Below are 23,232 nucleotides of genomic sequence, written 5' to 3' on the forward strand. Positions count from 1 at the left end.
AGCTACACACCCCGGCGTGCGCGGCCGGGCCGGCCGCGACGCGCTCAGTCAGCTCAGTTCAGGCCGTCGCCGACTTCGGGCTCGTCGTCGTCCGCATCGATCGCGTCGTCGAAGTCGGCCAGCGCACGGCCACGTGACGGTTTGGCGGTCGGGATCATCGGCTTGTCCAGCGGCCGGCAGATGCGGCGCTGCAGGCGATCCAGGCGATCCGAATGCTCGATGCTGGCAAAGACCTGTTGCGGGTCCAGCAGCAGAGCAAACGGGTTGGCAATCGGTTGCAGCGTCGACATGGCGGAGCTCCTTGCTCGGTGTGACCAAACTTTAGGAGCTGTCGCCCAGAAACGTTAGTGGGCCCCGGCCCATGATCCGTGTCGGATTTCCGCTGACAGCGGCGTCGGCGCCGCCGAATGACTTTCGTCAGCGCGCCGCTTGGGCGAGCTGCGCGGCGAGCCGGTCGCGGCCGGCCAGGCGCGCGAAGTCCGCCGCCGTCAGCTCGCGCTGGTTGCGCAGCTTCGGATCCGCACCGCGCTGCAGCAGCATTTGAGCCGACTGCTCGTTGCCGTAGCGCGCGGCCATCATCAGCGGCGTCGTGGCGTTCGGCGACCGGGCATCGATCTGCGCGCCACGCTCGAGCAGCCAGGCCACCGCCTTCGGCTCGGGACCGGTCGCCGCGTAATGCAGCGGCGTCCAGCCCTCGCGGTTGATCTGCGCGCCGCGCTCGACCAGCCGGGGCAGCCAGTCGGTGAGGCCTTTCAGTGCCGCCATCATCAGCGGCGTCTCGCCGGCGGCATTCGCGGCGTCGACCTGCAGCTGCGGTGAGCTCAGCAGCAGCTCGGCCACCTTCATCGCGTCGTCGCGCAGGCACAGGGTCAGCGCGACCTGGCCTTCTTCGCTGCGCGAGTTCGGATCGAAGCCGCGCTGCAGCAGCGCCTGCACGCCGGCCGCATTGTCGACCGACACGGCCTTGAAGAAGTCCTCGTACGAGCCGGCCCGTGCCCAGCCACCGGCGCTCAGCGCGGCCAGCCCGATCAGCAAGGCACGGCGATGTTTCATGCAACGGTCTCCAGGCGCGGCAGCCTGAACAGGCGCTCGAAGTTGCGGCTCGTCGCGTCGGCGATGGTCTCGACGTCGAGGCCCTTGACCGCCGCGACCTGCTTCGCGACATGCGGCACGTAGGCCGGCGAGTTGGTCTTGCCGCGGTACGGCACCGGCGCCAGGTACGGGCTGTCGGTCTCGATCAGGCAGCGATCGAGCGGCACGAAGCGCGCGACCTCGCGCAGGTCTTCGGCATTGCGGAAGGTCAGGATGCCGGAGAACGAGATGTGAAAGCCGAGGTCGAGTGCCGCGCGCGCGACCTCGGCCGTTTCGGTGAAGCAGTGGAAGACGCCGCCGGGACCGCCATCGGCCGCACCGCCCTGCTCTTCGCGCAGGACCGCCAGCGTGTCGGCCGACGCGCTGCGGGTATGGATGATCAGCGGCAGCCCGCTCGTGCGCGCGGCGCGGATGTGCACCCGGAAGCGCTCGCGCTGCCAGGCCATGTCCTCGATGCTGCGGCCGTTGAGGCGGTAGTAGTCGAGCCCGGTCTCGCCGATCGCGATCACGCGTTCCTTGCGCGCCAGCTCGAGCAGCCGCTCGAGCGTCGGCTCCTCGATGTCTTCGTTGTCCGGATGCACGCCGGCGGAGGCCCAGAAGTTGTCGTAGCGCAGCGCGAGGCCGTGCACGGTCGGGAACTCCTCGAGCGTCGTGCAGATGACCAGCGCGCGGTCGACCTGCGCGGCCGCCATGTCGGCACGGATCTGATCGATGCGACCCTGAAGTTCAGGGAAGCTCAGGTGGCAATGGGAGTCGACGAACATGCGGGGATCAGAAGGGATGCGCTCGTGGCGGCTGCGCGGGCAGCGGCGGCGCGGATCAGACGGTCTGCGTCGGCTTCGACGAAGAGATCGAGGTGCCGAGGATCTCTTCGATCTTCAGCTTCAGCAGGCGCGTCTTCTCGTCGGCCGGGAAGCGCACGCCGACGCCCTGCGTGCGGCCGCCGGAGGCATTCGCCGGCGTGATCCACGCGACCTTGCCGGCGACCGGATAACGCTGCGGATCGTCGGGCAGCGACAGCAGCAGGTAGATGTCTTCGCCGAGCCGGTACTCGCGCGTCGTCGGCACGAACAGCCCACCGTCGCTGAGCAGCGGGATGTACGCCGCGTAGAGCGCGCCCTTCTCGCGGAACACCAGCTGGATGACGCTCGGCCGCCCGGCCGCGGCCGCGGTGGGCGGTACGGGAGGACGGCCGGGGGTGATGCTCATCGTGCCGAGTTTAGGGCACGTGTCGTGCCCGCGGCCGGCCACAGCGCTGCCGCCTGCGTGACCAAGGACTCGACCAGCAGCGCGGCGTTCCACGGATGCTCGTCGTGGCGTGCCGCCTGCAGCAGCGCCTTCTGCCAGGCCACCAGCGCGGCCATCGACGGCGCGGCCGGCCACTGGCTGTCGACGAAGAAGCGCGGCGCGCCGCCGGCAGCGCGTGCCTGCAGGTCGTGCGCCAGCTTCAGCAGCAGCTCGATGACGCGCGGCAGCGGGCGACCGGCCAGCGGCGAGACATCACCGGCCGCGACGCGCAGCGGCAGCCCGGACAGCAGGCCGGCATCGAAGCCCTCGGCGCCCAGGTCCAGCGCTTCGAGCGGCGTGCCGCCGGCCAGTGCCAGCAGCGTCTGCGGATCGTCGATGCCCTGCGCCGCGAGCCAGCGCGCCGCCTCGTCCGCGGGCGGCGCCGACAAGCGCACGCGCTGGCAGCGGCTGCGGATCGTCGGCAGCAGGCGTTCCGGATCGGTGCTCGTCAGCAGGATGCGCAGCCCGGCGGCGGGCTCCTCCAGCGTCTTCAGCAAGGCGTTCGCCGACGGCCCGTTCAGCGCGTCGGCCGGATGCAGCAGCAGCAGCTTGCCGCGCCCGCGGCCGCTGGTTTGGTGCGTCCAGTCGATCGCCTGCCGTACCTGCTCGATGCGGATGTCCTTGCTCGGCTTGGCGTCGGACTTCGAACCGGCTTCGTCGTCGCCGAGCCAGCCCAGGCGCACGCGCCAGGCCTCCGGCACGACGGCCAGCAGGTCCGGATGCGCGCGCCGGCGCACGAGATGGCACGCGGCGCAGCGGCCACACGGGCCGGACGGACCGGGCGACCCGGATGGCCCGCGCGGCCTTGGGTCTTCGCACAGGTGGGCCTGCGCCAGCAGCCCGGCGAATTCGAGCTGGCCGACGCCGGCCGGACCGACCAGCAACAGCGCATGCGCGCGTTCGAGCGCCTGCGCCTGCGCCATCGGCCCGGCGAGCCACGGCAGGGGCCAGGCGCCCTGCTCGTCGGCACCGAGCATCAGCGTTTCCGCGCGCTTGATCGAGGTCGCCACCGGGCTCACCACCAGCTGTGCGCGACCAGTGCCGCTTCGACCTGCTGCCAGACCGCTTCGCGCGGCCGCTCGGCATTGATGCGCACGAAGCGCTGCGGCGCCTGCGCCGCGCGCGCTGCGTAACCGTCGCGTACGCGCTCGAAAAAGTCCTCGGTCTCGCGCTCCAGCCGATCGGCATCCCGCGCCGCGCCGCGCCGCGCCGCGGCGACCTCGGCGGGCAGGTCGAACCACAGCGTCAGGTCGGGCTGGCGGCCTTCCTGCACCCAGTGTTCGAGCTGGCTCAGCACCTGCAGCTCGAAGCCCCGGCCGGCGCCCTGGTAGGCGAAGGTGGCGTCGGTGAAGCGGTCGCAGACGACCACCGCGCCGCGCGCCAGCGCCGGCTCGATGACCTGGCGCAGGTGGTCGCGCCGGCCGGCGAAGACCAGCAGCGCCTCGGTCAGCGCATCCATGTCGTCGCGGTGCAGGAACAGCTCGCGCACCGATTCGGCGAGCCGCGTGCCACCGGGCTCGCGCGTCAGCACCACCTCGCGCTGCTGCTGGCGGATCCAGTGCGCCAGCGCCGCGATGTGCGAGGACTTGCCGGCACCGTCGATGCCTTCGATCGTGATGAAGCGGCCGCGTCTCATGGGCTTATCGGCTCTTGCGCTGGTACTCGTTCACCGCGCGATTGTGCGCGGCCAGGTCGTCGCTGAAGACGCTGCTGCCGTCGCCGCGGGCGACGAAGTACAGCGCCTTGCCGCCTTCGGGTTGCACCGTGGCACGCAGTGCGGCGAGGCCGGGCATCGCGATCGGCGTCGGCGGCAGGCCGGCGCGCAAATAGGTGTTGAACGGGTGGTCGGCCTGCAGGTCGCGCTTGCGCAGGTTGCCGTCGAAGTTGTCGCCGAGGCCGTAGATCACGCTCGGGTCGGTCTGCAGCGGCATGCCGATGCGCAGGCGGTTGACGAATACGCCGGCGATGCGTGCGCGGTCCTCGCCGCGACCGGTTTCCTTCTCGACGATCGAGGCCAGCACCAGCGCTTCGTCGGCGGTCTTCAGCGGCAGGCCCGCTGCGCGTTCGGCCCACACCGCGCCGAGGCGCTGCTGCATCGCGCTGAAGGCGCGGCGCAGCACGGTGACATCGCTGACGCCGCGGCTGTAGATGTAGGTATCCGGAAAGAATCGCCCTTCCGGCGCCACGCCCGGGTGGCCCAGCGCAGCCATCAGTTGCGCGTCGCTCATGCCGGCGCTGGCGGCTTTCAGGTGCGGGGCCTGCGCCAGCGCGGCGCGGAACTGGCGGAAGGTCCAGCCTTCGATCAGGCGCACGCGTTCGTAGGCCTCGTCGCCCTGCACCATCTTCGCGAGCAGCTGGCGCGGCGTTGCGCCGGTGCCGACCTGGTAGCTGCCGGCGCGGATGCGGCGCGCATCGCCGGACCAGCGAAACCATTCGTAGAGCAGCCAGGCGGGTGCCTGCACGCCGGCGGCGACCCAGTCGCGGGCGATCTCGCGCGGCGTGTTGCCGGCTTCGATCGACAGCTCGACCGACGGTGTGGCGAGCGCCAGCGGACGATTCAGCCACCACGCCGCGGCCGCGCCGGCCGCGACGGCGAGCACGACGAGCAACAGAAGAAGACGGCGCAAGAACTTCATGGGAGCTGCGCTGTGGCGACTGCGGAAGGCCGCCCCGGGTGAACGGACATGGGGGCGTGGGACATGGGGGCGTGATGATAATCGCCGCATGACCGACATTCCCGCGATCTCCGGCGCCCTGCGCCTGGCCGACTGGGGCGTGATCCGCGCCCGCGGCGCCGATGCCGCGAAGTTCCTGCACAGCCAATTGACGCAGGACATCGAGGGCCTGCCACAACACGAGGCCGGCCTCGCCGGCTACTGCACGGCCAAGGGCAGATTGCTGGCCAGCTTCATCGTCTGGCGGCAGCGTCCGGACGAGATCCTGCTGGCCTGCAGCGCCGACCTGCTGGCGCCGACCTTGAAGCGCCTGTCGATGTTCGTGCTGCGCGCGCAGTGCAAGCTGAGCGATGCCAGCGGCGAGCTGGCGCTGCACGGCCTGGCGGGTGAAGCGGCCGGTGCGTGGCTCGGCGACGCCGCACCGACGACCGCCTGGGGCGTTGCCGGCCGCGACGGCAGCAGCGTCATTCGCCTGCCCGAGGCCGAGGCGATTGCACGTTATCTGCTCGTGCAGCCGATCGATGCCGCCGCGCCGGACCTGCCGCCGCTCGACGCGGCGACCTGGAACTGGCTCGAGGTGCGCAGCGGCATCCCGCGCATCGTCGCCAGCACGGTCGAGCAGTTCGTGCCGCAGATGATCAACCTGGAGCTGGTCGGTGGCGTGAACTTCCAGAAGGGCTGCTACCCGGGCCAGGAGATCGTCGCGCGCAGCCAGTACCGCGGCACGCTGAAGCGCCGCGCCTGGCTGTTCGACAGCGAAACCGAGCTGCATCCCGGCCAGGAGGTGTTCCACAGCGCCGATCCGGGCCAGCCGGCCGGCCACGTGGCGAACGCCGCGCGCGGCCCCGCCGGTTCGAGCAGCGCACTGGTGGAAGTCAAGCTGGCAGCGCTGGGCGAGGGCAGCTGGCACGCCGGCAGTGCCGACGGCCCGCTGCTGCGGCCGGGCACGCTGCCCTATCCGGTGCCGGCGCAGGACGCGTGAGCCAGCAGCGGCTGTACGTCTACTACCGCATCGACGCGGCCGATTTCGACGCGGTGTGCAGCGCCGTGCAGGTGATGCAGGCAGAGCTGCGCCACGCGCATCCCGGCCTCGACGCTGCGCTGCTGCGGCGGCCGGTGTCCGAGCAAGGCCAGCTGACCTTGATGGAAACCTATGCCGCGCCGCAGGGTGTCGATGCGGCCTTGCAGGCACGCATCGAAGCGGCGGCGAGCGCCCTCTCCCGCTGGCTGCGTGGCGCCCGCCACTCGGAAGTCTTCGAGCCGATCGGCTGATCGCTACAGCGCCCGCACCATCTCGACGTGCGGGATCCCGGCCTCCTCGAACACCGGCCCGCGCGTCGTGAACCCGGCGCGCAGGTAGAACGGCGCGGCCGACATCTGCGCATGCAGCAGCGCTTCGCGATCGCCGCGCTCGCGCGCTGCCTGCATCAGCGCATCGAGCACCGCGCGGCCGATGCGGCTGCCCCGCATCGACGACAGCACCGCCATGCGGCCGATCTTGGCGACGCCGGGCACGTGCTCGAGCAGCCGGCCGGTCGCCAGCGGCGCACCGAAGCGGTTGCAGGCCACCGCATGCACGCAGCTGGCGTCGGCGGCGTCCCATTCCATCTCGGCCGGGATCTTCTGCTCCTCGACGAAGACCTGCGCGCGGATCGCGCCGGCCTGCGCGCCGAGCTCATCCCAGCCGCCGACGCGCACCTCGACCATCGGCTTGCCGGCCTCGAAGTCCTGCAGCACCTCGCGCAGCTGCTGCGGCACCGGCTGGCTGGTCTGCGTCTGCGGATCGGCGAAGACGTAGACCAGCTCGGCACCGACCAGCGGCTCGTCGCCGCGGAAGACACAGGCCTCCAGCACCATCGACGAGTTGCCGATGCGCGCGGTGCGCACACCGATGTCGAGCAGGTCGTCGTAGCGCGCCGACGCGTGATATTCGAGCGTGGACTTGCGCATGTAGAGGTCGCCGCTCAGGTACGCCATCGTTGCCTGGTACGGCAGCGCCATCGCGCGCCAGTAGCCGCCCACCGCGGTGTCGAAGTACGTCAGGTAGTGGCCGTTGAAGACGATCTTCTGCATGTCCACTTCGGCCCAGCGCACGCGCAGGCGCTCGGCGAAGCGGAAATCTTCTCGTTTGCTCATGGGTTCCAGGCTTTCTGCAATGCCGCCCCGGCGATGGTCTGCGCCTTGCCGGCTTCCTTCAGTGCGCGACCCATCTTGATGAAGTCGTGCGTCAATCCGCGGTACAGCTCCAGCTCGACCGCGACGCCGGCCGCGCGCAGCTTGTCGGCATAGGCCAGGCCTTCGTCGACCAGCGGATCGCACTCGGCGAGGATCACGCAGGCCGGCGCGACGCCGTCGACGTCGTCGGCCTCGAGCGGCGCGAAGCGCCAGTCGCGCCGGTGGTGGCGGTCGATGTAGTGGTCGAAGAACCAGCCGATGTCGGCCGCTTCGAGCAGGAAGCCGTTGGCGAACAGCTTGTGCGACGCGGTGTCGGCATGCGCCGCGGTGCCGGGCGTGATCAGCAGCTGCAGCGCCAGCGGCAGGCCGATGTCGCGGGCGTGCAGCGCACAGGTCGCGGCCAAGGTGCCGCCAGCGCTGTCGCCACCAACGGCGATGCGCTTCGGGTCGATGCCCAGCGTGCCGCCCTGCGACGCCAGCCAGCGCATCACCGCCCAGGCGTCGTCGACGGCGGTCGGGAAGCGGTGCTCGGGCGCGAGGCGGTAGTCGAGCGCGAGCACCGCGCCGCCGGAGCGCAGCGCGAGCTGGCGGCACAGGCTGTCGTGCGTCTCCAGGCCGCCGATCACGAACCCGCCGCCATGCAGGTACAGCAGCACCGGCGGCGTGCCCGGCGCGTTGCAATAGAGCCGCGCCGCCAGCGCGTGGCCGTCGGCGCCGCGCACGGTCAGGTCCTCGACCCGCGCCAGCGGCGCGCGCGGCGGTTCCAGCACCTCGGCGCTCACGGCGTACAGTGCGCGCGCTTCGGCCGGCGGCATCGCGTGGAAGGGCATCCGCTTCGCACGCTGGATGCGCTGCAGCAGGCCGGCCATCTGGGGCGTCAACAGGCGAACGGTGGACATCGGTCGCGAAGGATACTGTGCCCCTCCTCCGACCCTTCGAGCCCGCCCCACCATGGCCCGCATCCTCTACCTGACCCAGATCGAGATCGACCACGGCGCGATAGCGCTGCTGCCGCAGGAATGCGAGCGCATCGGCATGCGCCGCCCGCTGGTGGTGACCGATGCCGGCGTGCGCGCGGCCGGCGTGCTGGCGCAGGCGCTGGCGCCGCTGGGCGCTCTGCCCCATGCGGTGTTCGACGGCACGCCGAGCAACCCGACCGAGGCGGCGGTGCGCGCGGCGGTCGAGGTCTACCGCGCCAACGATTGCGACGGGCTGATCGCCGTCGGCGGCGGCTCGAGCATCGACCTGGCGAAAGGCGTCGCGATCCTCGCCACCCATCCCGGCGCGCTGAAGACCTACGCGACGATCGAAGGCGGCAGCCCGAAGATCAGCGAGGCGGTGGCGCCGCTGATCGCCGTGCCGACGACCGCCGGCACCGGCAGCGAGGTGGCGCGTGGCGCGATCGTCATCGTCGACGACGGCCGCAAGCTCGGCTTCCACAGCTGGCACCTGATGCCCAAGGCCGCGATCCTGGATCCCGCGCTGACCGCCGGCCTGCCGCCGTTTCTGACCGCCGCAACCGGCATGGACGCGATCGCCCATTGCCTGGAGACCTTCATGGCCCCGGCGATCAACCCGCCGGCCGACGGCATCGCGCTCGACGGCCTGGCGCGCGGCTGGGCGCACATCGAACGTGCGACGCGCGATGGGCAGGACCGCGAAGCGCGCTGGAACATGATGAGCGCGAGCATGCAGGGCGCGCTGGCCTTCCAGAAGGGGCTGGGCTGCGTGCATTCGCTGAGCCACAGCCTGGGCGGCGTCAATCCGAAGCTGCACCATGGCACGTTGAACGCGGTGTTCCTGCCGGCGGTGGTCCGCTTCAACGCGGCAGCCGAGTCGATCCAGCGCGAGCGCCGGTTGCAGCGCATCGCGCAGGCCATCGGCTTGGGCCGTTGCGACGAGCACGGCAGCGAAGTGGCCGACGCGATCCGGGACCTGAACGAGCGCCTCGGCCTGCCCGCCGGACTGGCGGCGATGGGCGTCACGCCCGAGCTCTTCGAGCGCATCATCGACGGCGCGATGGCCGACCACTGCCACAAGACCAACCCGCGCATCGCCACCCGCGACGACTACCGGCAGATGCTTCAAGCGTCGCTGTAGCGCCGCGGGCTCGACGCATCGATGTAGTCGCCGGCGCAATTCGTCGGCCGGTGCGGCAGTTGGTCGCAGCGGACGCGCCGGGGGCCGGCGGGCTTGATATGGTGTGCTACATCAGCAACACACCGGATCCGCCCATGCAGACCTGGGATCACAAGCTGCCGATCTACCAGCAGTTGGCCGACCAGTTGGCCGCGCAGCTGCTGGACGGCGACCCGGCCGAGGGCCAACCGCTGCCGTCGGTGCGCGCGCTGGCCAGCCGCTACATGATCAATCCGCTGACCGTCAGCCGCGCGCTGCAGGCGCTGGGCGACGAAGGCCTGGTCGAGACGCGGCGCGGCCTCGGCATCTACGTGCGCCCCGGTGCGCGCGAGCGCCTGCGCAGCGTCGAGCGCGAGCGTTTCCTGAACGACGAATGGCCTCAGCTGCGTGCCCGCCTGCGCCGTCTGGGCATCACGGCCGAACAACTGAAATGGGGGGACAACTGATGGAACCGCTGATCAAGGCCGAAGGCCTGACGCTGCGCTACGGCAAGAAGGTGGCGATCGACGAGCTGAGCTTCGCGATCCCGAAGGGCCGCGTCGTCGGCCTGCTCGGCCACAACGGCGCCGGCAAGACGACGCTGATGAAGGCGCTGGTGGGGCTGAAGCCGGCCGAGGGCCAGCTCAGCGTGCTGGGCATGAATCCGTCGAAGCAGCGCGTGGCGCTGCTCGAACGCCTGTCCTACATCCCCGACGTCGCGATCCTGCCGCGCTGGGCGCGCGTCGAGGAGCTGATCACTCTGATGAGCGGCCTGCATCCGCGCTTCTCGGCCGAGCGCGCGCGCACGCTGCTCAAGCGCACCAGCGTCGGCCTGAGGGACAAGGTCAAGGCGCTGTCCAAGGGCATGGTGGTGCAGGTGCACCTGGCGCTGATCGCGTCGATCGACGCGCAGGTGATGATCCTCGACGAGCCGACGCTCGGCCTCGACGTGCTGTCGCGCAAGGCCTTCTACGAGATGCTGATCGACGAATGGTGCGACGGCGAGCGCAGCGTGCTGATCTCGACCCACCAGGTCGAGGAGATCGAGACGCTGCTGTCCGACGTGATGATGCTCAACGAGGGCAAGCTGGTGCTGTCGATCAGCCTCGAGGAGATGGACCGCCGCTTCGTGGCCTTGAGCCACGACCCGGCGCAGGCCGAGGCGATTGCCGCCGCGCATCCGTTGCTGCGCTACCGCGTGCAAGGCGGCTCGGCGGCGCTGTTCGACGGGCCACTGCCCGAAGCCGTGCAAGGCCTGGGCCAGCGCGTGCGGCCGAGCCTGGTCGACCTGTTCGTCGCGCTGACGCGGGCACCCGAGATGAACCGCACCCAGGGCTAGAGAGGGAGAACATTCGATGAACCGCTTCAACACGCTCTTGCAGCGCGAATGGATGCAGCACCAGCGCGGCTGGCTGGCGCTGATGCTGGTGCCGGTGGCGCTGATCCTGGTGGCCGCCGTGTTCGGCACGGTGATCTTCGACGTCGAGTCCGACGGCGACACGATGATCCAGCACGTGCCCGATCCGCTGCTGATCGCCGCCGGCGCCATTGGCGCGGTGGCGATCGGCACGCTGGCGCTGAGCTGGGCCAGCGCGCTGTTCCTGGCGCCCGGGCTGTCCCGGCGTGATCACCAGGACCGCTCGATCGAGTTCTGGCTGTCGCTGCCGATCGGCCATGCGCAGAGCCTGGCGACGATGCTGCTCGCGCACCTGGTGCTGGTGCCGGTGCTGGCGCTGGTCGCCGGTGCCGCCGGCGGCTTCCTGGTCGCGCTGGTGCTGGTGGTCAAGGAATGGGGCCTCGCGGCCTGGATGTCATTGCCGTGGAACGCCTTGCTGAGCGCCGCCGGCGCGATGGCGCTGCGGCTGGGCGCGGGCGTGGTGCTCGCCACGCTGTGGCTGTCGCCGCTGATCCTGATCGCGATGGCGGCTTCGGCTTGGTTCAAGCGTTGGGGCGTGCCGGCGCTGATTGCCGCGGTCGTGCTGCTCGGCGTCGTGATGGAGAAGCTGTTCGACAGCGAAGCGGTCACGCAGGTGCTGCGCGGCCTGCTGCGCCGGGCCGGCCAGGCGTTCATCGGCATCGATCGCGACAGCCCGATCCAGATCAAGCTGAAGTCCGTCGAGGACGCCCTGCCCCTGATGCAGAACCTGCCGGCGATGGTGCTGGGTGATTTCGGCGCGGCGCTGCAGGACCTGCTGTCGCCGGCGTTCGTCGCGGCGATGATCGTCGCCGCCGCGGGCTTCGCGCTGCTGGTGCTGCGGCGCGCGCGCGGCGCTTGAGGCTCAGGCCGCCAGGCGCAGGATCAGGCTGCTGAGCTCCTGCACCGAGTGCACGTCGAGGCGGCTGTAGATCTTGCGCACATGATCGGCGACGGTGGTCGCCGACACACCCAGCAGCGCGGCGATCTCGGCCTGCGAATGGCCGGTGCGCAGCAGCAGGCAGACCTCTTTCTGCGCCGGCGTCAGCGCCAGCCCATCGAGCGCGCGGCGCAGTGCCACGTCCATCGGCTCGTGATGCTGCACCGTCACGTGCAGCATCGCTCGCGCATCGGGGCCGCGCGCCAGCGATTTCAGCGCGCAGCTCTCGAACGTGAAACGCCCCCACGCGTTGTCGACCGTCAACATCGGGCCTTGCGGGCTCGAACCCGCCGCACGCTGGTGCTGCTGCCAAAGCGCCGTGAGCGTCGGAAAGTCCTCGCGCTGCGGCACGCGCGCCGCGCTGTCGGGGGTGACGCCGCCGTGCGCCAGCAGCAGGATCTTCAGGGCCTCGGGTGACAGGTGCACCAGCGTGCCGGCGTCGTCCAGGCAGACGATGGCGCGGCGGCCGCGCCGCGGTACGTACTCGGCCTGCGCGAACTCGGCGCTCGGCGCCTGCAGGCCGCGCGCGACATAGGGTGCGATCTGTGCCAGCAGCGCCTCCTCGGCGCGCGTGAACTTGCGCTCGCCCGGTCCGCGGTACAACACCAGCGAGCCCAGCGGCTCGCCGCGCGCGCCGCGCACGATCGCCTCGGTGCGGGTGTGCAGGCGCTGCGGCCGCCAGATCTCGTTGTACAGCGCGGAGCGAAAGAACTCCGGCCGGTCCAGCTGATCGGCGCTGTGCACCATCGCGCGGCCCATCACCGCGTCGTGGAAGGCCGGCATGACCTCGGCCTCGCGCGTGTTGTGGAAGTTCTCGAAGTAGTGCTGGTTGATCTCGTGATCGACCGTGCCTTCGAAGTAGTAGCGGATCAGCTGGCCTTGCGCATCGGTCCAGTCGAACAGGTTGCGATCGGACGGGATGATGTCGTGCAGCGCTTCGAGCAGTGCCGGGATGAAGGCCTCGGCGGTCAGCCCCATCGACGCGAGGGTTCTCAGGCGAGCGAGGTCCGCGGCGCGCTTCATCGGGCTGCATCTTGGCACGCCGCACACCCTTCGTCACCCTCTGCGGGGAGGGCGACACCACGGCCTTCGGTGCCTAGAGTCGCGTCGGCAACCACAAGGAGGACGCACCGACCCGGGCGGGTACGGTGCGGGTTCAGATGACGACGAGCAGCCCCGATCGCGTGGCCGCGCTGCCACGGGCCTTGCCCGACTGGCTGGACCCAGCGGCCGACTTCGACCGGCCCCCGCCGATCCTCGACGCGCCGCGCGATGGCCTGGCGCCGGTGCTGGACCAGATCGACTACGGGCTGGTGCTGCTCGGGGCCGGGCTCGAGGTCTTGCACGCGAACGCAGCGGCCCGCGCGACTTTCGCTGATGGGCATCCGCTGTTGCTACGGCACGAGGTGCTGATCGCCGGCAGCGACGACACCGTCGTGCTGGCGCAGGCGGTGCGCGACGCCATCCGGCGCGCGAAGCGCAGCTGCCTGGCCTTGCAGCACGAAGGCCGGCGCGCGGTGGTGGCCATCGTGCCGGTCGAGCTGGCGCGCGGCCGCGCCGCCTTGCTGCTGATGGAGCGCCGCAGCGTCTGTGCGCCGCTGTCGATCCAGTGCTTCTCCAGCGCTCACGGGCTGACGCCGACCGAGTCGCGCCTGCTGGCGCTGCTGTGTGACGGCAGCACGCCGGCGCAGATGGCGCGCATCCAGGGTGTCGCGGTGTCGACGATCCGCACCCAGACCGCCAGCCTGCGCGCCAAGACCGGCGCCACCAGCTTGCGCGACCTGCTGCGCCGCGTCGCGGCGCTGCCGCCCATGCTGCCGCTGCAGCTGCAGTGGCTGGCGAACTGAGTCCGGGTCGGGCCCGCCTGAGCGGGCGGGCCCGCTCGGATCAGCCGTGCTTCTTGTCGAAGAACTGCTCGTCTTCGGTCGAGCCCTTCAGCGCGGCGGTCGAGGCTTGCGCTTCGATCGTCGTCGTCACCGCATCGAAGTAGCCGGTGCCGACCTCGCGCTGGTGCTTCACCGCGGTGAAGCCACGTTCGGCGGCGGCGAACTCCTTCTCCTGCAGCTCGACGAAGGCGCTCATGTTGTTGCGTGCATAGCCGTAGGCCAGCTCGAACATCGAGTAGTTCAGGCTGTGGAAGCCGGCCAGCGTGATGAACTGGAACTTGTAGCCCATCGCGCCCAGCTCGCGCTGGAACTTGGCGATCGTCGCGTCGTCGAGGTTCTTCTTCCAGTTGAACGACGGCGAGCAGTTGTAGGCCAGCAGCTTGCCCGGGAACTTGGCGTGGATCGCGTCGGCGAACTTCTTCGCGAAGGCCAGGTCCGGCGTGCCGGTCTCGCACCAGATCAGGTCGGCGTACTCGGCATAGGCCAGGCCGCGGCTGATCGCCTGGTCGACACCGTTGCGGCTGCGGTAGAAGCCCTCGATCGTGCGCTCGCCGGTGAAGAACGGCTTGTCGTTCTCGTCGACATCGCTGGTCACCAGGTCGGCCGCTTCGGCATCGGTGCGGGCCAGCAGGATGGTCGGCGTGCCCATCACGTCGGCGGCCAGGCGCGCGGCGACCAGCTTGCTCACCGCCTCACGCGTCGGCACCAGCACCTTGCCGCCCATGTGGCCGCACTTCTTCGCGGCGGCCAGCTGGTCTTCGAAGTGCACGCCGGCGGCGCCGGCTTCGATCATCGCCTTCATCAGCTCGAAGGCGTTCAGCACGCCGCCGAAGCCGGCTTCGGCATCGGCCACGATCGGCGCGAAGAAGTCGGTGTCGTTCTTGCCTTCGCTCCACTGGATCTGGTCGGCACGCTGGAACGTGGCGTTGATCTTCTTGACCACCTTCGGCACCGAGTCCACCGAGTACAGCGACTGGTCGGGGTACATCTCGCCGTTGCTGTTGGCGTCGCCCGCAACCTGCCAGCCCGACAGGTAGATCGCCTTCAGGCCGGCCTTGACCTGCTGCATCGCCTGGTTGCCGGTCAACGCGCCGAGCGAGTTGACGAAGGGCTCGGTGTTGACCAGGTTCCACAGCTTCTCGGCGCCGCGCTTGGCCAGCGTGTGCTCGATCTGCAGCGAGCCGCGCAGGCGCACCACGTCGGCGGCGGTGTAGCCGCGCTTGATGCCCTTCCAGCGCGGGTTCTCGGCCCAGTCCTTCTCGAGGGCGGCGATCTGTTGTTCGCGGGTCAGTTGGCTCATGGAAGCTCCTTGCGTTGAGGTGGGGGAATTCGGTGGGTATCGGGTGCGAACCGGATGGCTAGAGCGTACCCACGCCGCAAGGGCCTGTGCAGACTTATGTCTTATAGAAGACTATAAATTTTGTTGTTTGATTTCAATGACTTACGATTTTCGTTTCATGATAAGAAATCAGCTCCTTCGCAATGAAAAATCTTGCTGCATTGCAGCAGCGAAGGAATCCACATTGCGAAACGCAGATTTCTTGATGTGAAACGTCAGGCGCTGCCGGCCAGCCAGTGGCGGTAGAGGTGGTCGGCGAAGCGCTGTTGCGCCGCCAGGCCTGCCGGCGCTTCGTCGTGCATCGACGCGCGGGCCTGCACGCTGGCCGGATGCAGCTGTCGCGCCTCGACGTAGGCCGGGCCGATCGCCGCCGACCAGGCCGCGAGCTTGCTCGCATCGAGCTCGACATGGAACTGCAGCGCCAGATGCGGGCCGAGCGCAAAGGCCTGGTGGCGGCACGCCGGGCTGGTCGCCAGCGACACCGCGCCTGCCGGCAGCGTGAAAGCCTCGTAGTGCCACTGGAAGACCTTCGGCCATGGCGCCGCGCCGAACCAGCTTTCGGCAAGCGCGGCTGCAGGGTCGCCAGCAGGCGGGGCGATCGCCTGCCAGCCGATCTCCGGCGCGATCGATGCCTCCACGCGGCCGCCGAGCGCCTTGGCCATCAACTGCCCGCCCAGGCAATGCCCGATCACCGGCACCCCCTGCGCCACCGCCTGCCGTATCAGCGCTTCGGCGCGCCGCAGCGAAGGCAATTCGTCGTTGGCGCTCATCGAGCCGCCGAGGATCGCCAGTGCCGAATACGCACCCAACTCGGCCGGGAAGGCCTGCCCGGCCTCGCTGCAGCGCAGCTCGATCGGCACACCCTCACGCGCGAGCCATTCGCCCAGGTAGGCGGGACCGTCGTCATGCAGGTGTTGCAGCACCAGCACCGGCTTCATGAATGATCCTTCGCTCGACCTATCATCGCCGCGAGTGTGTACCAGGGGTCGCGATGCCGAGTCTTCCGTTACGGGTGCTTCCGTGAGCCTCTCTGCCGCGCCGCCACGCGTGCAGCACCTGCGCCAGGTGCTGCTGTGGCCGCTGCGGCTGATGCCCCCGCGCGACGGCCAGGCCGAGCGCGCGCCGTGGCTGGTGTTGCAGGACATGGGGGCGGCTTCGCCCTGGCGCGAGGTGATCGACGAGTTCGATGCCGGCGGCGGCACCTTCCACGAGCGCCACTACAACGAGTTCGTCACCTTCCTGCCGTATGTGCAGCGCTTCCTGTACGGCGAAGGGCGCAAGCAGCGCGACAGCGACAGCGGCAGCGGCTCGCCGATGCGCGTTTTCCGGCGCAGCGACATCGCCGGCGTGCGCATCGTCGCCCACCCGGGCGACGAGCCGCTGCAGCTCGACATCGTGCACATCGACCTGTACTTCTTCCTCGATGTCGACATCGTGCTGTTGAACCTCGAGGTGTCGGCATCGAACCTGGCGTTGGGGCAGGCTCAGGAGCTGCTGTACCGCTTCGGCCGCGGGTACCCGGCCGGCTGGGATGCGCAGGGCCTGCCGCTGCACAGCCCGGCGCAGGTCGACTGGCTGGCGGCCGACGGCCGCGTGCTGGCGAGCTCGGACGCGCGCGATCGCGAGACCTTCCTCGCCCACGTCAGCGAGCACCGCGCACCGCGCATCTCGGCGCACTGGGCCTATGTGATGCAGCCGCTGGTCAGCGACCATTCGGCCGATCCGGGCCTGCTGCGCTTCCGGCAGATCGAGTACTACCGCATGCCGATGATGGCCTACTTGGCGCTCGACGATCCGCGCGCGCTGTCACGCGCCGATGTCGTGCGGCTCGGGCTGGTCACTGGCGCCGGCGAGGCCGAAGCGGCCCTGCCCTACGGCGAGCAGCACCTGGCCGACTTCGAGGCTCGCTACTGCTACGACCGCTTCTGGCACACCGCCGGTGCCGCGCCGAATACGCGTTATCTGTGCTGCGGCCATGCGCTGGTGGTGATCGGCCGCGCCGATTCGGATTTCTTCGCCTGCCGCGACCGCGGCGTGCTGGCGCAGTTCCGCCACCAGCACTTCATGCTGTTCCTGATCGCGCACTTCCAGAAAGCCGCGCTGCTGATGTTCTCCGACCGCCTGGCCGATGCGCTGCGCCGGCTGGACATCGCGCGACCCGACAGCGTGCGCCAGTTCAAGCGCGCGATCCGCTCGAGCTTCGAGGTCTTCCTGCGCTTCACGCACCGCTACTGGTTCCACGAGATTTCCGAGCAGGTTCAGGTGCGCGCGCTGTTCCAGATGTGCTCGCGCCACCTCGGCATCGACCCGCTGTACGACGAGGTCAAGCAGCGCATCGGCGAGATGAACGACTACCTCGACGCCGACTCGCTGCGCCGCCAGGCCAACACCGTCGTGCGGCTGACGGTGGTGACGATCTTCGGGCTGATCGGCACCGTGACCACCGGCTTCCTCGGCATGAACCTGATCGCCGAGGCCGACGCGCCGCTGTCCAAGCGCATCGCGATCTTCGCGGTCGTCTTCGTCGCCACCTTCATCCTGACGGCCTACACGATCAACAAATCCAAGGGCTTGTCGGACTTCCTCGATGCGCTGAGCGACGAGCGCATGTCGTTCTGGACGCGGATGAAGATCTTCGCGGCGATCTGGCGGCCCGGGCCGCGGGATTGAGGATCACAACGGCAGCGCCGTCGTCTTCTTCACCGTCCTGAGCACCAGCATCGAATTCGACCGCTCCACCCCCGGCAGCCGCATCAGCACCTGGGTGTGGAAGCGCTCGAGGTCCTCGGCATCGCGGTAGCTGAAGCGGATCAGGTAGTCGTTCGAGCCGGCGACGTAGAAGCAGTCGAGGATCTCGGGCTCGTCGCGCACCGCCTGCTCGAAGGACTTCAGCAGCGCGTCGTTCATCGTCGCCAGGTTGATGATCGTGAAGCAGGTGCCGTGCTGGCCGAGCGCCTTGGCGTTCAGCAGCGCGACGTACTGGGCGATCACGCCGGTGTCCTCGAGCTGCTTGACGCGCCGCAGGCAGGCCGACGGCGACAGGTGCACCCGCTCGGCGAGCTCGACGTTCGACAAGCGGCCCGCGCCTTGAAGCTCGCTCAGGATCTGGCGGTCGATCGCATCGAGTTGCGGCTTCGGGCTCTCTGGTCGCATGAAATTCTGTCGGAGGCTGTAACGTTCGCATGATATTGCGTCGGCAAGGGTGGGCCCGGTGCGATTGCGCAAGCACATTGCGCAGCCGCTTGTCTAGACTGGCGGTTGTTGCCGATCGAGCCCAGGAGCTGAAAGCGCCATGAATCCGCAAGACCTCGATGCCTACTGGATGCCGTTCACCGCGAACCGCCAGTTCAAGAAAGCCCCCCGCCTGTTCACCAAGGCCTCGGGCATGCACTTCTGGACCGACGACGGTCGCCAGGTGCTCGACGGCATAGCAGGCCTCTGGTGCGTGAATGCCGGCCACGCCCGGCCGAAGATCGTGCAGGCGATCCAGCAGCAGGCGGCGGAACTGGATTACGCGCCACCCTTCCAGATGGCGCACCCCAAGGCTTTCGAGCTCGCCGACAAGGTGTCGAAGCTGACGCCCGCCGGCCTCGACAAGATCTTCTTCACCAACTCCGGCAGCGAATCGGTCGACACCGCGCTGAAGATGGCGCTGGCCTACCACCGCGTGCGCGGCGAGGGCCAGCGGACGCGCCTGATCGGCCGCGAGCGTGGTTACCACGGCGTCAACTTCGGCGGCATCTCGGTCGGCGGCATGGTCGGCAACCGCAAGATGTTCGGGATGATGCTCAGCGGCGTCGACCACATCCGCCACACGCACGATGCGGCGCGCAATGCCTTCACGATCGGCCAGCCGGAGCACGGCGCGGAGTTCGCCGCCGACCTGGAGAACCTGGTCGCGCTGCACGATGCCTCGACCATCGCCGCGGTGATCGTCGAGCCGATCGCCGGCTCCACCGGCGTGCTGATCCCGCCCAAGGGCTACCTGAACAAGCTGCGCGAGATCTGCGACAAGCACGGCATCCTGCTGATCTTCGACGAGGTCATCACCGGCTTCGGTCGCACCGGCAACGCCTTCGCCGCGCAGACCTTCGGGGTCACGCCCGACATGATCGTGATGGCCAAGGGCCTGACCAACGGCTCGGCGCCGATGGGTGCGGTCGCCGTCAAGCGCAGCATCCACGACACCTTCATGACCGGGCCTGAGCACCTGATCGAGTTCTTCCACGGCTACACCTATTCGGCACACCCGCTCGCCTGCGCCGCCGGCCTCGGCACGCTCGCGACCTACGAGGAAGAAGGCCTGCTGACGCGCGCGCAGCAGCTGCAGGGCTACTTCGCCGAGGCGCTGCACTCGCTGAAGGGCCTGCCGAACGTCATCGACATCCGCAACACCGGGCTCGTCGGCGGCATCGAGCTGCAAGGGCTGCCGGGCGAGCCGGCCAAGCGCGCGTTCAACATCTTCCTCGACTGCTACGAGAAGGGCGTGCTGATCCGCACCACCGGCGACACGATCGCGCTGTCGCCGCCGCTGATCATCGAACGCCAGCAGATCGACCAGATCATCGACACGCTGCGCGGCGCGATCCAGCGCGCGGCCTGAGAGATGTCAGCTCCCAGCTCACGGCGTTCGCGGCCCCTGGGATCCGAAGGATCCCTTGCGGGATCCCTGGGCGCTCAGCCGGCTTGGGGACGGCCCGGCGCCGGCTGATAACGTCCGAAGCACCCGCACGAAACCACCGAGGGCTTGCCTAGCGCATACCGATGAATTTCCTCAGCGCTGATCGTGAACTGACGCGCCACTCGTACTACGCCGCCACGGCCGTACGGGATGCCCGGTATTCAGCGCTCGAAGGAGAGGCGAGCTGCGACGTCGCGATCGTCGGTGGCGGGCTCGCCGGGCTGTCGGCGGCGATGGAGTTGGCCGAGCGCGGTTTCTCGGTGCGCGTGCTGGAAGCGCGCGAAGTCGGCTTCGGCGCCAGCGGCCGCAACGGCGGCCAGGCGATCCACGGCCTGGCCTGCGACATCGAGGTCATCGAGCAGCAGCTCGGTGTGGCGGAGGCGCAGCGCGTGTTCCGCATGTCGATCGAGGCGCTGGAGCTGATCCGCGCGCGCTGCACGCGCTTCGGCATCGATGCCGATTGGCGCGACGGCTTCCTCGGCGTCGCCACCTCGCCGCGCAAGGCGCGCGAGCTGCTGGCCGGTGCCGAGCAGCTGGCGACGAATTACGACTATCCGATGCATGCGATCCCGCGCGCCGAGCTGCCGCGCTGGATCGAGAGCCCGCGTTATGTCGCCGGCGTGCACGACCCGAAGTCCGGCCACTTGCACCCGCTGAAGTACACGCTCGGCCTGGCGCGCGCGGCAGCCGGCCTCGGCGCGACGATCCACGAGCTGACGCCGGTCACCGCGCTCGACACCCGCGGCGCGCGGCCGGTGCTGCACACCGAGCGCGGCCGCGTGACGGCCCGCCAGGTGCTGCTGGCCGGCAACGTCTACCTGCAGGGCATCGCGCCGCAGATCGAGTCGCGCATCATGCCGGTCGGCACCTACATCATTGCCACGGCGCCGGTCGGCGAAACGCTGGCGCGGCGCCTGATCCCCACGCTGTCGGCGGTCTGCGACAACGACTTCATCCTCGACTACTACCGCTTCGCGGCCGATACCAGCATGCTGTTCGGCGGCCGGGTCAGCTACAGCACGACGACGCCGATGAACCTGGCCGAAAGCATGCGAAAGCGCATGGTCGCCGCGCTGCCGGCGCTGGCCGAAGCGAAGGTCACGCATGCCTGGGGTGGCTTCGTCGACATCTCGATGAACCGCGCGCCGGACTTCGGCCGGCTGCCCTCCTGCCCCGACGTCTACTACCTGCAGGGCTTCTCGGGGCACGGCCTGGCGCTGACCGGGATGGCGGGCAAGCTGGTCGCCGAAGCCATCAGCGGCGACGCCGGCCGCTTCGACACCTTTGCCCGCATTCGCCATCGTCCTTTCCCCGGCGGCAAGTTGCTGCGCACGCCCGCGCTGGTGCTGGGCATGGCGTGGTACCGACTCCGAGACGCGCTCGCATGAACTTCACTCCCAAACCCATGGTGCGCAAACCGGTCGTCCTCGTGCCGGCCTGCAACAAGCCGCTCGGCGAACATCCGTTCCACGTCGCCGGCAAGAAGTACGTCGACGCCGTGCGGCTGGCCGGCGCGCAACCGCTGATCGTGCCGACGGCGTTGCCCGAGGAGCTCGATGCGCTGCTCGACCTGGCCGACGGCGTGCTGCTGACCGGCTCGGCGTCGAACGTGCATCCGAGCCATTTCGACGAGGCGGTGCACGACCCTGCCCTGCCGCTGGATCCGGACCGGGATGCCTGGACACTGCCGCTGATCCCGAAGGTGCTGGCGCGCGGCATGCCGCTGTTCGCGATCTGCCGCGGCACGCAGGAGGCCAACGTCGCGCTCGGCGGCAGCCTGCACCAGGCCGTGCAGGAGGTCGACCCGTACGACGACCATCGCGCGCCGAGCGGCGAGCCGGCCGCCGTGCAGTACGGCCCGGCGCACGATGTCGAAGTCGTGCCCGGCGGCCTGCTGGCCGAGGTGCTCGACAGCAAGCGCTTCGCGGTCAATTCGGTGCACGGCCAGGCGGTGAACAAGCTCGCGCCGGGCCTGCGCGTGGAAGCCCGCGCGCCCGACGGCCTGGTCGAAGCCTTCTCCGTTGCCGAGGCCAAGGGCTTCAATCTCTGCGTGCAATGGCATCCCGAGTGGCAGGCCTCGAGCAACCCGATCTCGATGCAGCTGCTGCAGGCCTTCGGCCAGGCCTGTCGCGCATATCGCGACCGGCATCGCACGGCGATTCCCTAGCGCCGATCTGTTGCTTCAGAGCGCGGCCTGCCGGATCCACGCATCACAGCCGCAACCCCTTCCGAATCGAACAACAGGTGTTCCCATGGTGAACCGAGACAACTTCAATTTCAGCGAGCTCGAACAGTGGCTCAACGAGCGCCGCGTGACCGAGATCGAGTGCCTGGTGCCCGACCTGACCGGCGTGGCCCGCGGCAAGATCCTGCCGCGCGAGAAATTCACCGAAGACCGCGGCATGCGGCTGCCCGAAGCGGTGGTCGCGATGGGCGTGACCGGCGAGTTCCCCGAAGAGGGCCCGTACTACGACGTCATCAGCCCGAACGACATGGACATGCACCTGCGCCCCGACCCGGCGACGGTGCGCATCGTGCCGTGGGCCGTCGACCCCACCGCACAGGTGATCCACGACTGCTACGACAAGGACGGCAAGCTGGTGCCCTTCGCGCCGCGCTCGGTGCTGCGCCGGGTCTGCGAGCTGTATGCGGCCGAGGGCTGGAAGCCGGTGGTGGCGCCCGAGCTCGAGTTCTACCTGGTCGCGCGCAATACCGATCCCGACATGCCGCTGAAGCCGCCGATCGGCCGCAGCGGCCGCGCCGAGACCTCGCGCCAGGCCTATTCGATCGACGCCGTCAACGAGTTCGACCCGCTGTTCGAGGACGTTTACGACTACTGCGAAAAGATGGGCCTGAACGTCGACACGCTGATCCACGAGGTCGGCGCCGGGCAGATGGAGATCAACTTCTTCCACGACCATCCGCTGGGCCTGGCCGACGAGGTGTTCCTGTTCAAGCGCACGGTGCGCGAGGCCGCGTTGCGGCACGACATGTTCGCGACCTTCATGGCCAAGCCGATCGCCGGCGAGCCGGGCAGCGCGATGCACGTGCACCAGAGCGTCATCAACGAGGCCACCGGCCGCAACCTGTTCAGCAATCCCGACGGCACGCCGAGCAAGGAATTCTTCTGGTTCATCGGCGGGCTGCAGAAGTACATCCCCGCGGCGATGGCGCTGTTCGCGCCCTACGTCAACAGCTACCGCCGGCTGGCACGCTTCACCGCGGCGCCGATCAACATCCAGTGGGGCACCGACAACCGCACCGTCGGCATCCGCTCGCCGCTGGCCAGCGCGCAGGCGCGGCGCATCGAGAACCGGGTGATCGGCGCCGATGCGAACCCCTACGTCGCGCTGGCCGCGACGATGGCCTGCGGCTACATCGGCATCAAGAAGCAGATCGAGCCGTCACCCGAGTGCAAGGGCGACGCCTACCTCGGCGACTACCAGCTGCCGCGCAGCCTCGGCGAAGCGCTGACGCTGCTGCGCGAGGACAAGGACCTGCAGGAGGTGCTGGGCTCGGCCTTCGTCACCGTCTATACCGAGGTCAAGGAGATCGAGTACGCGGAGTTCATGAAGGTCATTTCTCCGTGGGAACGCGAGCACCTGCTGCTGCACGTCTGACACGC

At 69.4% G+C, this 23,232-nt stretch carries 25 protein-coding genes; 12 read left to right on the top strand and 13 right to left on the bottom strand.

Annotation, left to right across the window (positions count from 1 at the left end; genetic code table 11):
• Nucleotides 1–53 precede the first annotated feature (53 nt).
• From HLB44_RS22540 to mltG, 7 genes are all read right to left on the bottom strand, one after another.
• Nucleotides 54–290: a hypothetical protein gene (locus HLB44_RS22540; protein WP_173127423.1), complete on the bottom strand. Its 237-nt coding sequence runs from the start codon at nucleotides 288–290 to the stop codon at nucleotides 54–56.
• 127 nt (nucleotides 291–417) lie between these two features.
• On the bottom strand, nucleotides 418–1,053 hold the full coding sequence (locus tag HLB44_RS22545) for an ankyrin repeat domain-containing protein (protein WP_173127426.1): 636 nt from the start codon (nucleotides 1,051–1,053) through the stop codon (nucleotides 418–420).
• A complete protein-coding gene (locus HLB44_RS22550) occupies nucleotides 1,050–1,856 on the bottom strand; it encodes a TatD family hydrolase (protein ID WP_173127429.1) in 807 nt (268 codons plus the stop codon). The genes HLB44_RS22545 and HLB44_RS22550 overlap by 4 nt, the downstream gene beginning before the upstream one ends.
• Before the next feature lie 55 nt (nucleotides 1,857–1,911).
• Nucleotides 1,912–2,301 carry a PilZ domain-containing protein gene (locus HLB44_RS22555; protein ID WP_173127432.1) on the bottom strand — a complete coding sequence of 130 codons (390 nt, stop codon included), beginning with the start codon at nucleotides 2,299–2,301 and terminating at the stop codon, nucleotides 1,912–1,914.
• Nucleotides 2,298–3,389, bottom strand: coding sequence for a DNA polymerase III subunit delta' (locus HLB44_RS22560; protein WP_343051480.1), 1,092 nt, complete (start codon nucleotides 3,387–3,389; stop codon nucleotides 2,298–2,300). Before HLB44_RS22560 ends, HLB44_RS22555 begins: the two co-directional genes overlap by 4 nt.
• Before the next feature lie 5 nt (nucleotides 3,390–3,394).
• Complete coding sequence (tmk, locus tag HLB44_RS22565; RefSeq protein WP_173127435.1) at nucleotides 3,395–4,015, bottom strand: dTMP kinase; 621 nt, start codon at nucleotides 4,013–4,015, stop codon at nucleotides 3,395–3,397.
• A gap of 4 nt (nucleotides 4,016–4,019) precedes the next feature.
• Nucleotides 4,020–5,015 (bottom strand): endolytic transglycosylase MltG, encoded by a 996-nt coding sequence (gene mltG, locus HLB44_RS22570; RefSeq protein WP_173127438.1) that lies wholly within the window; start codon nucleotides 5,013–5,015, stop codon nucleotides 4,020–4,022.
• 88 nt (nucleotides 5,016–5,103) lie between these two features.
• Between mltG and ygfZ the strand changes: the two genes are divergently transcribed.
• Both ygfZ and HLB44_RS22580 read left to right on the top strand, forming a co-directional pair.
• Entirely contained in the window at nucleotides 5,104–6,036 is a 933-nt protein-coding gene (ygfZ, locus tag HLB44_RS22575) for a CAF17-like 4Fe-4S cluster assembly/insertion protein YgfZ (RefSeq protein ID WP_173127441.1), read from the top strand.
• A complete protein-coding gene (locus HLB44_RS22580) occupies nucleotides 6,033–6,326 on the top strand; it encodes a DUF4936 family protein (RefSeq protein ID WP_173127444.1) in 294 nt (97 codons plus the stop codon). Before ygfZ ends, HLB44_RS22580 begins: the two co-directional genes overlap by 4 nt.
• Nucleotides 6,327–6,329: 3 nt before the next feature.
• Here the strand turns inward: HLB44_RS22580 and HLB44_RS22585 are convergent, their stop codons facing one another.
• Nucleotides 6,330–7,190: a YbgC/FadM family acyl-CoA thioesterase gene (locus tag HLB44_RS22585; RefSeq protein ID WP_173127447.1), complete on the bottom strand. Its 861-nt coding sequence runs from the start codon at nucleotides 7,188–7,190 to the stop codon at nucleotides 6,330–6,332.
• A complete protein-coding gene (locus HLB44_RS22590) occupies nucleotides 7,187–8,128 on the bottom strand; it encodes an alpha/beta hydrolase (RefSeq protein WP_246312413.1) in 942 nt (313 codons plus the stop codon). The genes HLB44_RS22585 and HLB44_RS22590 overlap by 4 nt, the downstream gene beginning before the upstream one ends.
• A 52-nt stretch (nucleotides 8,129–8,180) precedes the next feature.
• Here HLB44_RS22590 and HLB44_RS22595 point away from each other — a divergent pair, with 52 nt between their 5' ends.
• The 4 genes from HLB44_RS22595 to HLB44_RS22610 all read left to right on the top strand — a co-directional run bounded on the left by HLB44_RS22595 (nucleotide 8,181) and on the right by HLB44_RS22610 (nucleotide 11,623).
• A complete protein-coding gene (locus HLB44_RS22595) occupies nucleotides 8,181–9,329 on the top strand; it encodes an iron-containing alcohol dehydrogenase (RefSeq protein ID WP_173127450.1) in 1,149 nt (382 codons plus the stop codon).
• Between the two features lie 134 nt (nucleotides 9,330–9,463).
• Complete coding sequence (locus HLB44_RS22600; protein WP_173127453.1) at nucleotides 9,464–9,814, top strand: GntR family transcriptional regulator; 351 nt, start codon at nucleotides 9,464–9,466, stop codon at nucleotides 9,812–9,814.
• Complete coding sequence (locus HLB44_RS22605) at nucleotides 9,814–10,686, top strand: ABC transporter ATP-binding protein (protein WP_173127456.1); 873 nt, start codon at nucleotides 9,814–9,816, stop codon at nucleotides 10,684–10,686. The genes HLB44_RS22600 and HLB44_RS22605 overlap by 1 nt, the downstream gene beginning before the upstream one ends.
• Nucleotides 10,687–10,702: 16 nt before the next feature.
• The gene (locus HLB44_RS22610; protein ID WP_173127459.1) at nucleotides 10,703–11,623 is read left to right on the top strand and encodes a hypothetical protein; all 921 of its coding nucleotides are present in this window, start codon (nucleotides 10,703–10,705) and stop codon (nucleotides 11,621–11,623) included.
• A 3-nt stretch (nucleotides 11,624–11,626) separates the two neighbouring features.
• Here the strand turns inward: HLB44_RS22610 and HLB44_RS22615 are convergent, their stop codons facing one another.
• Nucleotides 11,627–12,724, bottom strand: a complete 1,098-nt coding sequence (locus tag HLB44_RS22615) for a response regulator transcription factor (RefSeq protein WP_173127462.1) — start codon at nucleotides 12,722–12,724, stop codon at nucleotides 11,627–11,629.
• A 137-nt stretch (nucleotides 12,725–12,861) separates the two neighbouring features.
• Between HLB44_RS22615 and HLB44_RS22620 the strand changes: the two genes are divergently transcribed.
• Nucleotides 12,862–13,548, top strand: a complete 687-nt coding sequence (locus tag HLB44_RS22620) for a helix-turn-helix transcriptional regulator (RefSeq protein WP_173127465.1) — start codon at nucleotides 12,862–12,864, stop codon at nucleotides 13,546–13,548.
• Nucleotides 13,549–13,588: 40 nt separating this feature from the next.
• Here HLB44_RS22620 and aceA read toward each other — a convergent pair whose 3' ends face one another.
• Both aceA and HLB44_RS22630 read right to left on the bottom strand, forming a co-directional pair.
• On the bottom strand, nucleotides 13,589–14,887 hold the full coding sequence (gene aceA / locus HLB44_RS22625; protein ID WP_425500846.1) for an isocitrate lyase: 1,299 nt from the start codon (nucleotides 14,885–14,887) through the stop codon (nucleotides 13,589–13,591).
• 254 nt (nucleotides 14,888–15,141) lie between these two features.
• The gene (locus HLB44_RS22630; RefSeq protein WP_173127468.1) at nucleotides 15,142–15,864 is read right to left on the bottom strand and encodes a type 1 glutamine amidotransferase; all 723 of its coding nucleotides are present in this window, start codon (nucleotides 15,862–15,864) and stop codon (nucleotides 15,142–15,144) included.
• Nucleotides 15,865–16,015: 151 nt separating this feature from the next.
• Between HLB44_RS22630 and HLB44_RS22635 the strand changes: the two genes are divergently transcribed.
• Nucleotides 16,016–17,596 (top strand): CorA family divalent cation transporter, encoded by a 1,581-nt coding sequence (locus HLB44_RS22635; RefSeq protein ID WP_246312439.1) that lies wholly within the window; start codon nucleotides 16,016–16,018, stop codon nucleotides 17,594–17,596.
• A 3-nt stretch (nucleotides 17,597–17,599) separates the two neighbouring features.
• Here HLB44_RS22635 and HLB44_RS22640 read toward each other — a convergent pair whose 3' ends face one another.
• Nucleotides 17,600–18,079: an Lrp/AsnC family transcriptional regulator gene (locus HLB44_RS22640; RefSeq protein ID WP_173127474.1), complete on the bottom strand. Its 480-nt coding sequence runs from the start codon at nucleotides 18,077–18,079 to the stop codon at nucleotides 17,600–17,602.
• A 139-nt stretch (nucleotides 18,080–18,218) separates the two neighbouring features.
• On the opposite strand from HLB44_RS22640, the gene aptA reads away from it, so the two are divergent.
• The 4 genes from aptA (at nucleotide 18,219) to HLB44_RS22660 (ending at nucleotide 23,227) form a co-directional block, all read left to right on the top strand.
• Complete coding sequence (gene aptA, locus HLB44_RS22645; RefSeq protein ID WP_173127477.1) at nucleotides 18,219–19,529, top strand: omega-aminotransferase AptA; 1,311 nt, start codon at nucleotides 18,219–18,221, stop codon at nucleotides 19,527–19,529.
• 161 nt (nucleotides 19,530–19,690) lie between these two features.
• Nucleotides 19,691–20,995, top strand: coding sequence for an NAD(P)/FAD-dependent oxidoreductase (locus tag HLB44_RS22650; protein ID WP_173127482.1), 1,305 nt, complete (start codon nucleotides 19,691–19,693; stop codon nucleotides 20,993–20,995).
• The gene (locus HLB44_RS22655; protein WP_246312414.1) at nucleotides 20,992–21,774 is read left to right on the top strand and encodes a gamma-glutamyl-gamma-aminobutyrate hydrolase family protein; all 783 of its coding nucleotides are present in this window, start codon (nucleotides 20,992–20,994) and stop codon (nucleotides 21,772–21,774) included. The genes HLB44_RS22650 and HLB44_RS22655 overlap by 4 nt, the downstream gene beginning before the upstream one ends.
• A gap of 85 nt (nucleotides 21,775–21,859) precedes the next feature.
• The gene (locus tag HLB44_RS22660; protein ID WP_173127485.1) at nucleotides 21,860–23,227 is read left to right on the top strand and encodes a glutamine synthetase family protein; all 1,368 of its coding nucleotides are present in this window, start codon (nucleotides 21,860–21,862) and stop codon (nucleotides 23,225–23,227) included.
• The last annotated feature ends 5 nt before the right edge of the window (nucleotides 23,228–23,232 follow it).

The organism is Pseudaquabacterium terrae, from assembly GCF_013266755.1.
GTDB classification, from domain to species: Bacteria; Pseudomonadota; Gammaproteobacteria; order Burkholderiales; family Burkholderiaceae_C; genus Pseudaquabacterium; species Pseudaquabacterium terrae.

Coding starts and splice junctions, on each gene's coding strand:
- HLB44_RS22550 (WP_173127429.1), bottom strand. CDS start 1,856: ATGTTCGTCGACTCCCATTGCCACCTGAGCTTCCCTGAACTTCAGGGT.
- HLB44_RS22610 (WP_173127459.1), top strand. CDS start 10,703: ATGAACCGCTTCAACACGCTCTTGCAGCGCGAATGGATGCAGCACCAG.
- ygfZ (WP_173127441.1), top strand. CDS start 5,104: ATGACCGACATTCCCGCGATCTCCGGCGCCCTGCGCCTGGCCGACTGG.
- HLB44_RS22615 (WP_173127462.1), bottom strand. CDS start 12,724: ATGAAGCGCGCCGCGGACCTCGCTCGCCTGAGAACCCTCGCGTCGATG.
- HLB44_RS22640 (WP_173127474.1), bottom strand. CDS start 18,079: ATGCGACCAGAGAGCCCGAAGCCGCAACTCGATGCGATCGACCGCCAG.
- aceA (WP_425500846.1), bottom strand. CDS start 14,887: ATGAGCCAACTGACCCGCGAACAACAGATCGCCGCCCTCGAGAAGGAC.
- mltG (WP_173127438.1), bottom strand. CDS start 5,015: ATGAAGTTCTTGCGCCGTCTTCTTCTGTTGCTCGTCGTGCTCGCCGTC.
- HLB44_RS22650 (WP_173127482.1), top strand. CDS start 19,691: ATGAATTTCCTCAGCGCTGATCGTGAACTGACGCGCCACTCGTACTAC.
- HLB44_RS22540 (WP_173127423.1), bottom strand. CDS start 290: ATGTCGACGCTGCAACCGATTGCCAACCCGTTTGCTCTGCTGCTGGAC.
- HLB44_RS22585 (WP_173127447.1), bottom strand. CDS start 7,190: ATGAGCAAACGAGAAGATTTCCGCTTCGCCGAGCGCCTGCGCGTGCGC.
- HLB44_RS22600 (WP_173127453.1), top strand. CDS start 9,464: ATGCAGACCTGGGATCACAAGCTGCCGATCTACCAGCAGTTGGCCGAC.
- HLB44_RS22545 (WP_173127426.1), bottom strand. CDS start 1,053: ATGAAACATCGCCGTGCCTTGCTGATCGGGCTGGCCGCGCTGAGCGCC.
- HLB44_RS22630 (WP_173127468.1), bottom strand. CDS start 15,864: ATGAAGCCGGTGCTGGTGCTGCAACACCTGCATGACGACGGTCCCGCC.
- aptA (WP_173127477.1), top strand. CDS start 18,219: ATGAATCCGCAAGACCTCGATGCCTACTGGATGCCGTTCACCGCGAAC.
- HLB44_RS22655 (WP_246312414.1), top strand. CDS start 20,992: ATGAACTTCACTCCCAAACCCATGGTGCGCAAACCGGTCGTCCTCGTG.
- HLB44_RS22555 (WP_173127432.1), bottom strand. CDS start 2,301: ATGAGCATCACCCCCGGCCGTCCTCCCGTACCGCCCACCGCGGCCGCG.
- HLB44_RS22605 (WP_173127456.1), top strand. CDS start 9,814: ATGGAACCGCTGATCAAGGCCGAAGGCCTGACGCTGCGCTACGGCAAG.
- HLB44_RS22590 (WP_246312413.1), bottom strand. CDS start 8,128: ATGTCCACCGTTCGCCTGTTGACGCCCCAGATGGCCGGCCTGCTGCAG.
- HLB44_RS22635 (WP_246312439.1), top strand. CDS start 16,016: ATGCCCCCGCGCGACGGCCAGGCCGAGCGCGCGCCGTGGCTGGTGTTG.
- tmk (WP_173127435.1), bottom strand. CDS start 4,015: ATGAGACGCGGCCGCTTCATCACGATCGAAGGCATCGACGGTGCCGGC.
- HLB44_RS22660 (WP_173127485.1), top strand. CDS start 21,860: ATGGTGAACCGAGACAACTTCAATTTCAGCGAGCTCGAACAGTGGCTC.
- HLB44_RS22620 (WP_173127465.1), top strand. CDS start 12,862: ATGACGACGAGCAGCCCCGATCGCGTGGCCGCGCTGCCACGGGCCTTG.
- HLB44_RS22595 (WP_173127450.1), top strand. CDS start 8,181: ATGGCCCGCATCCTCTACCTGACCCAGATCGAGATCGACCACGGCGCG.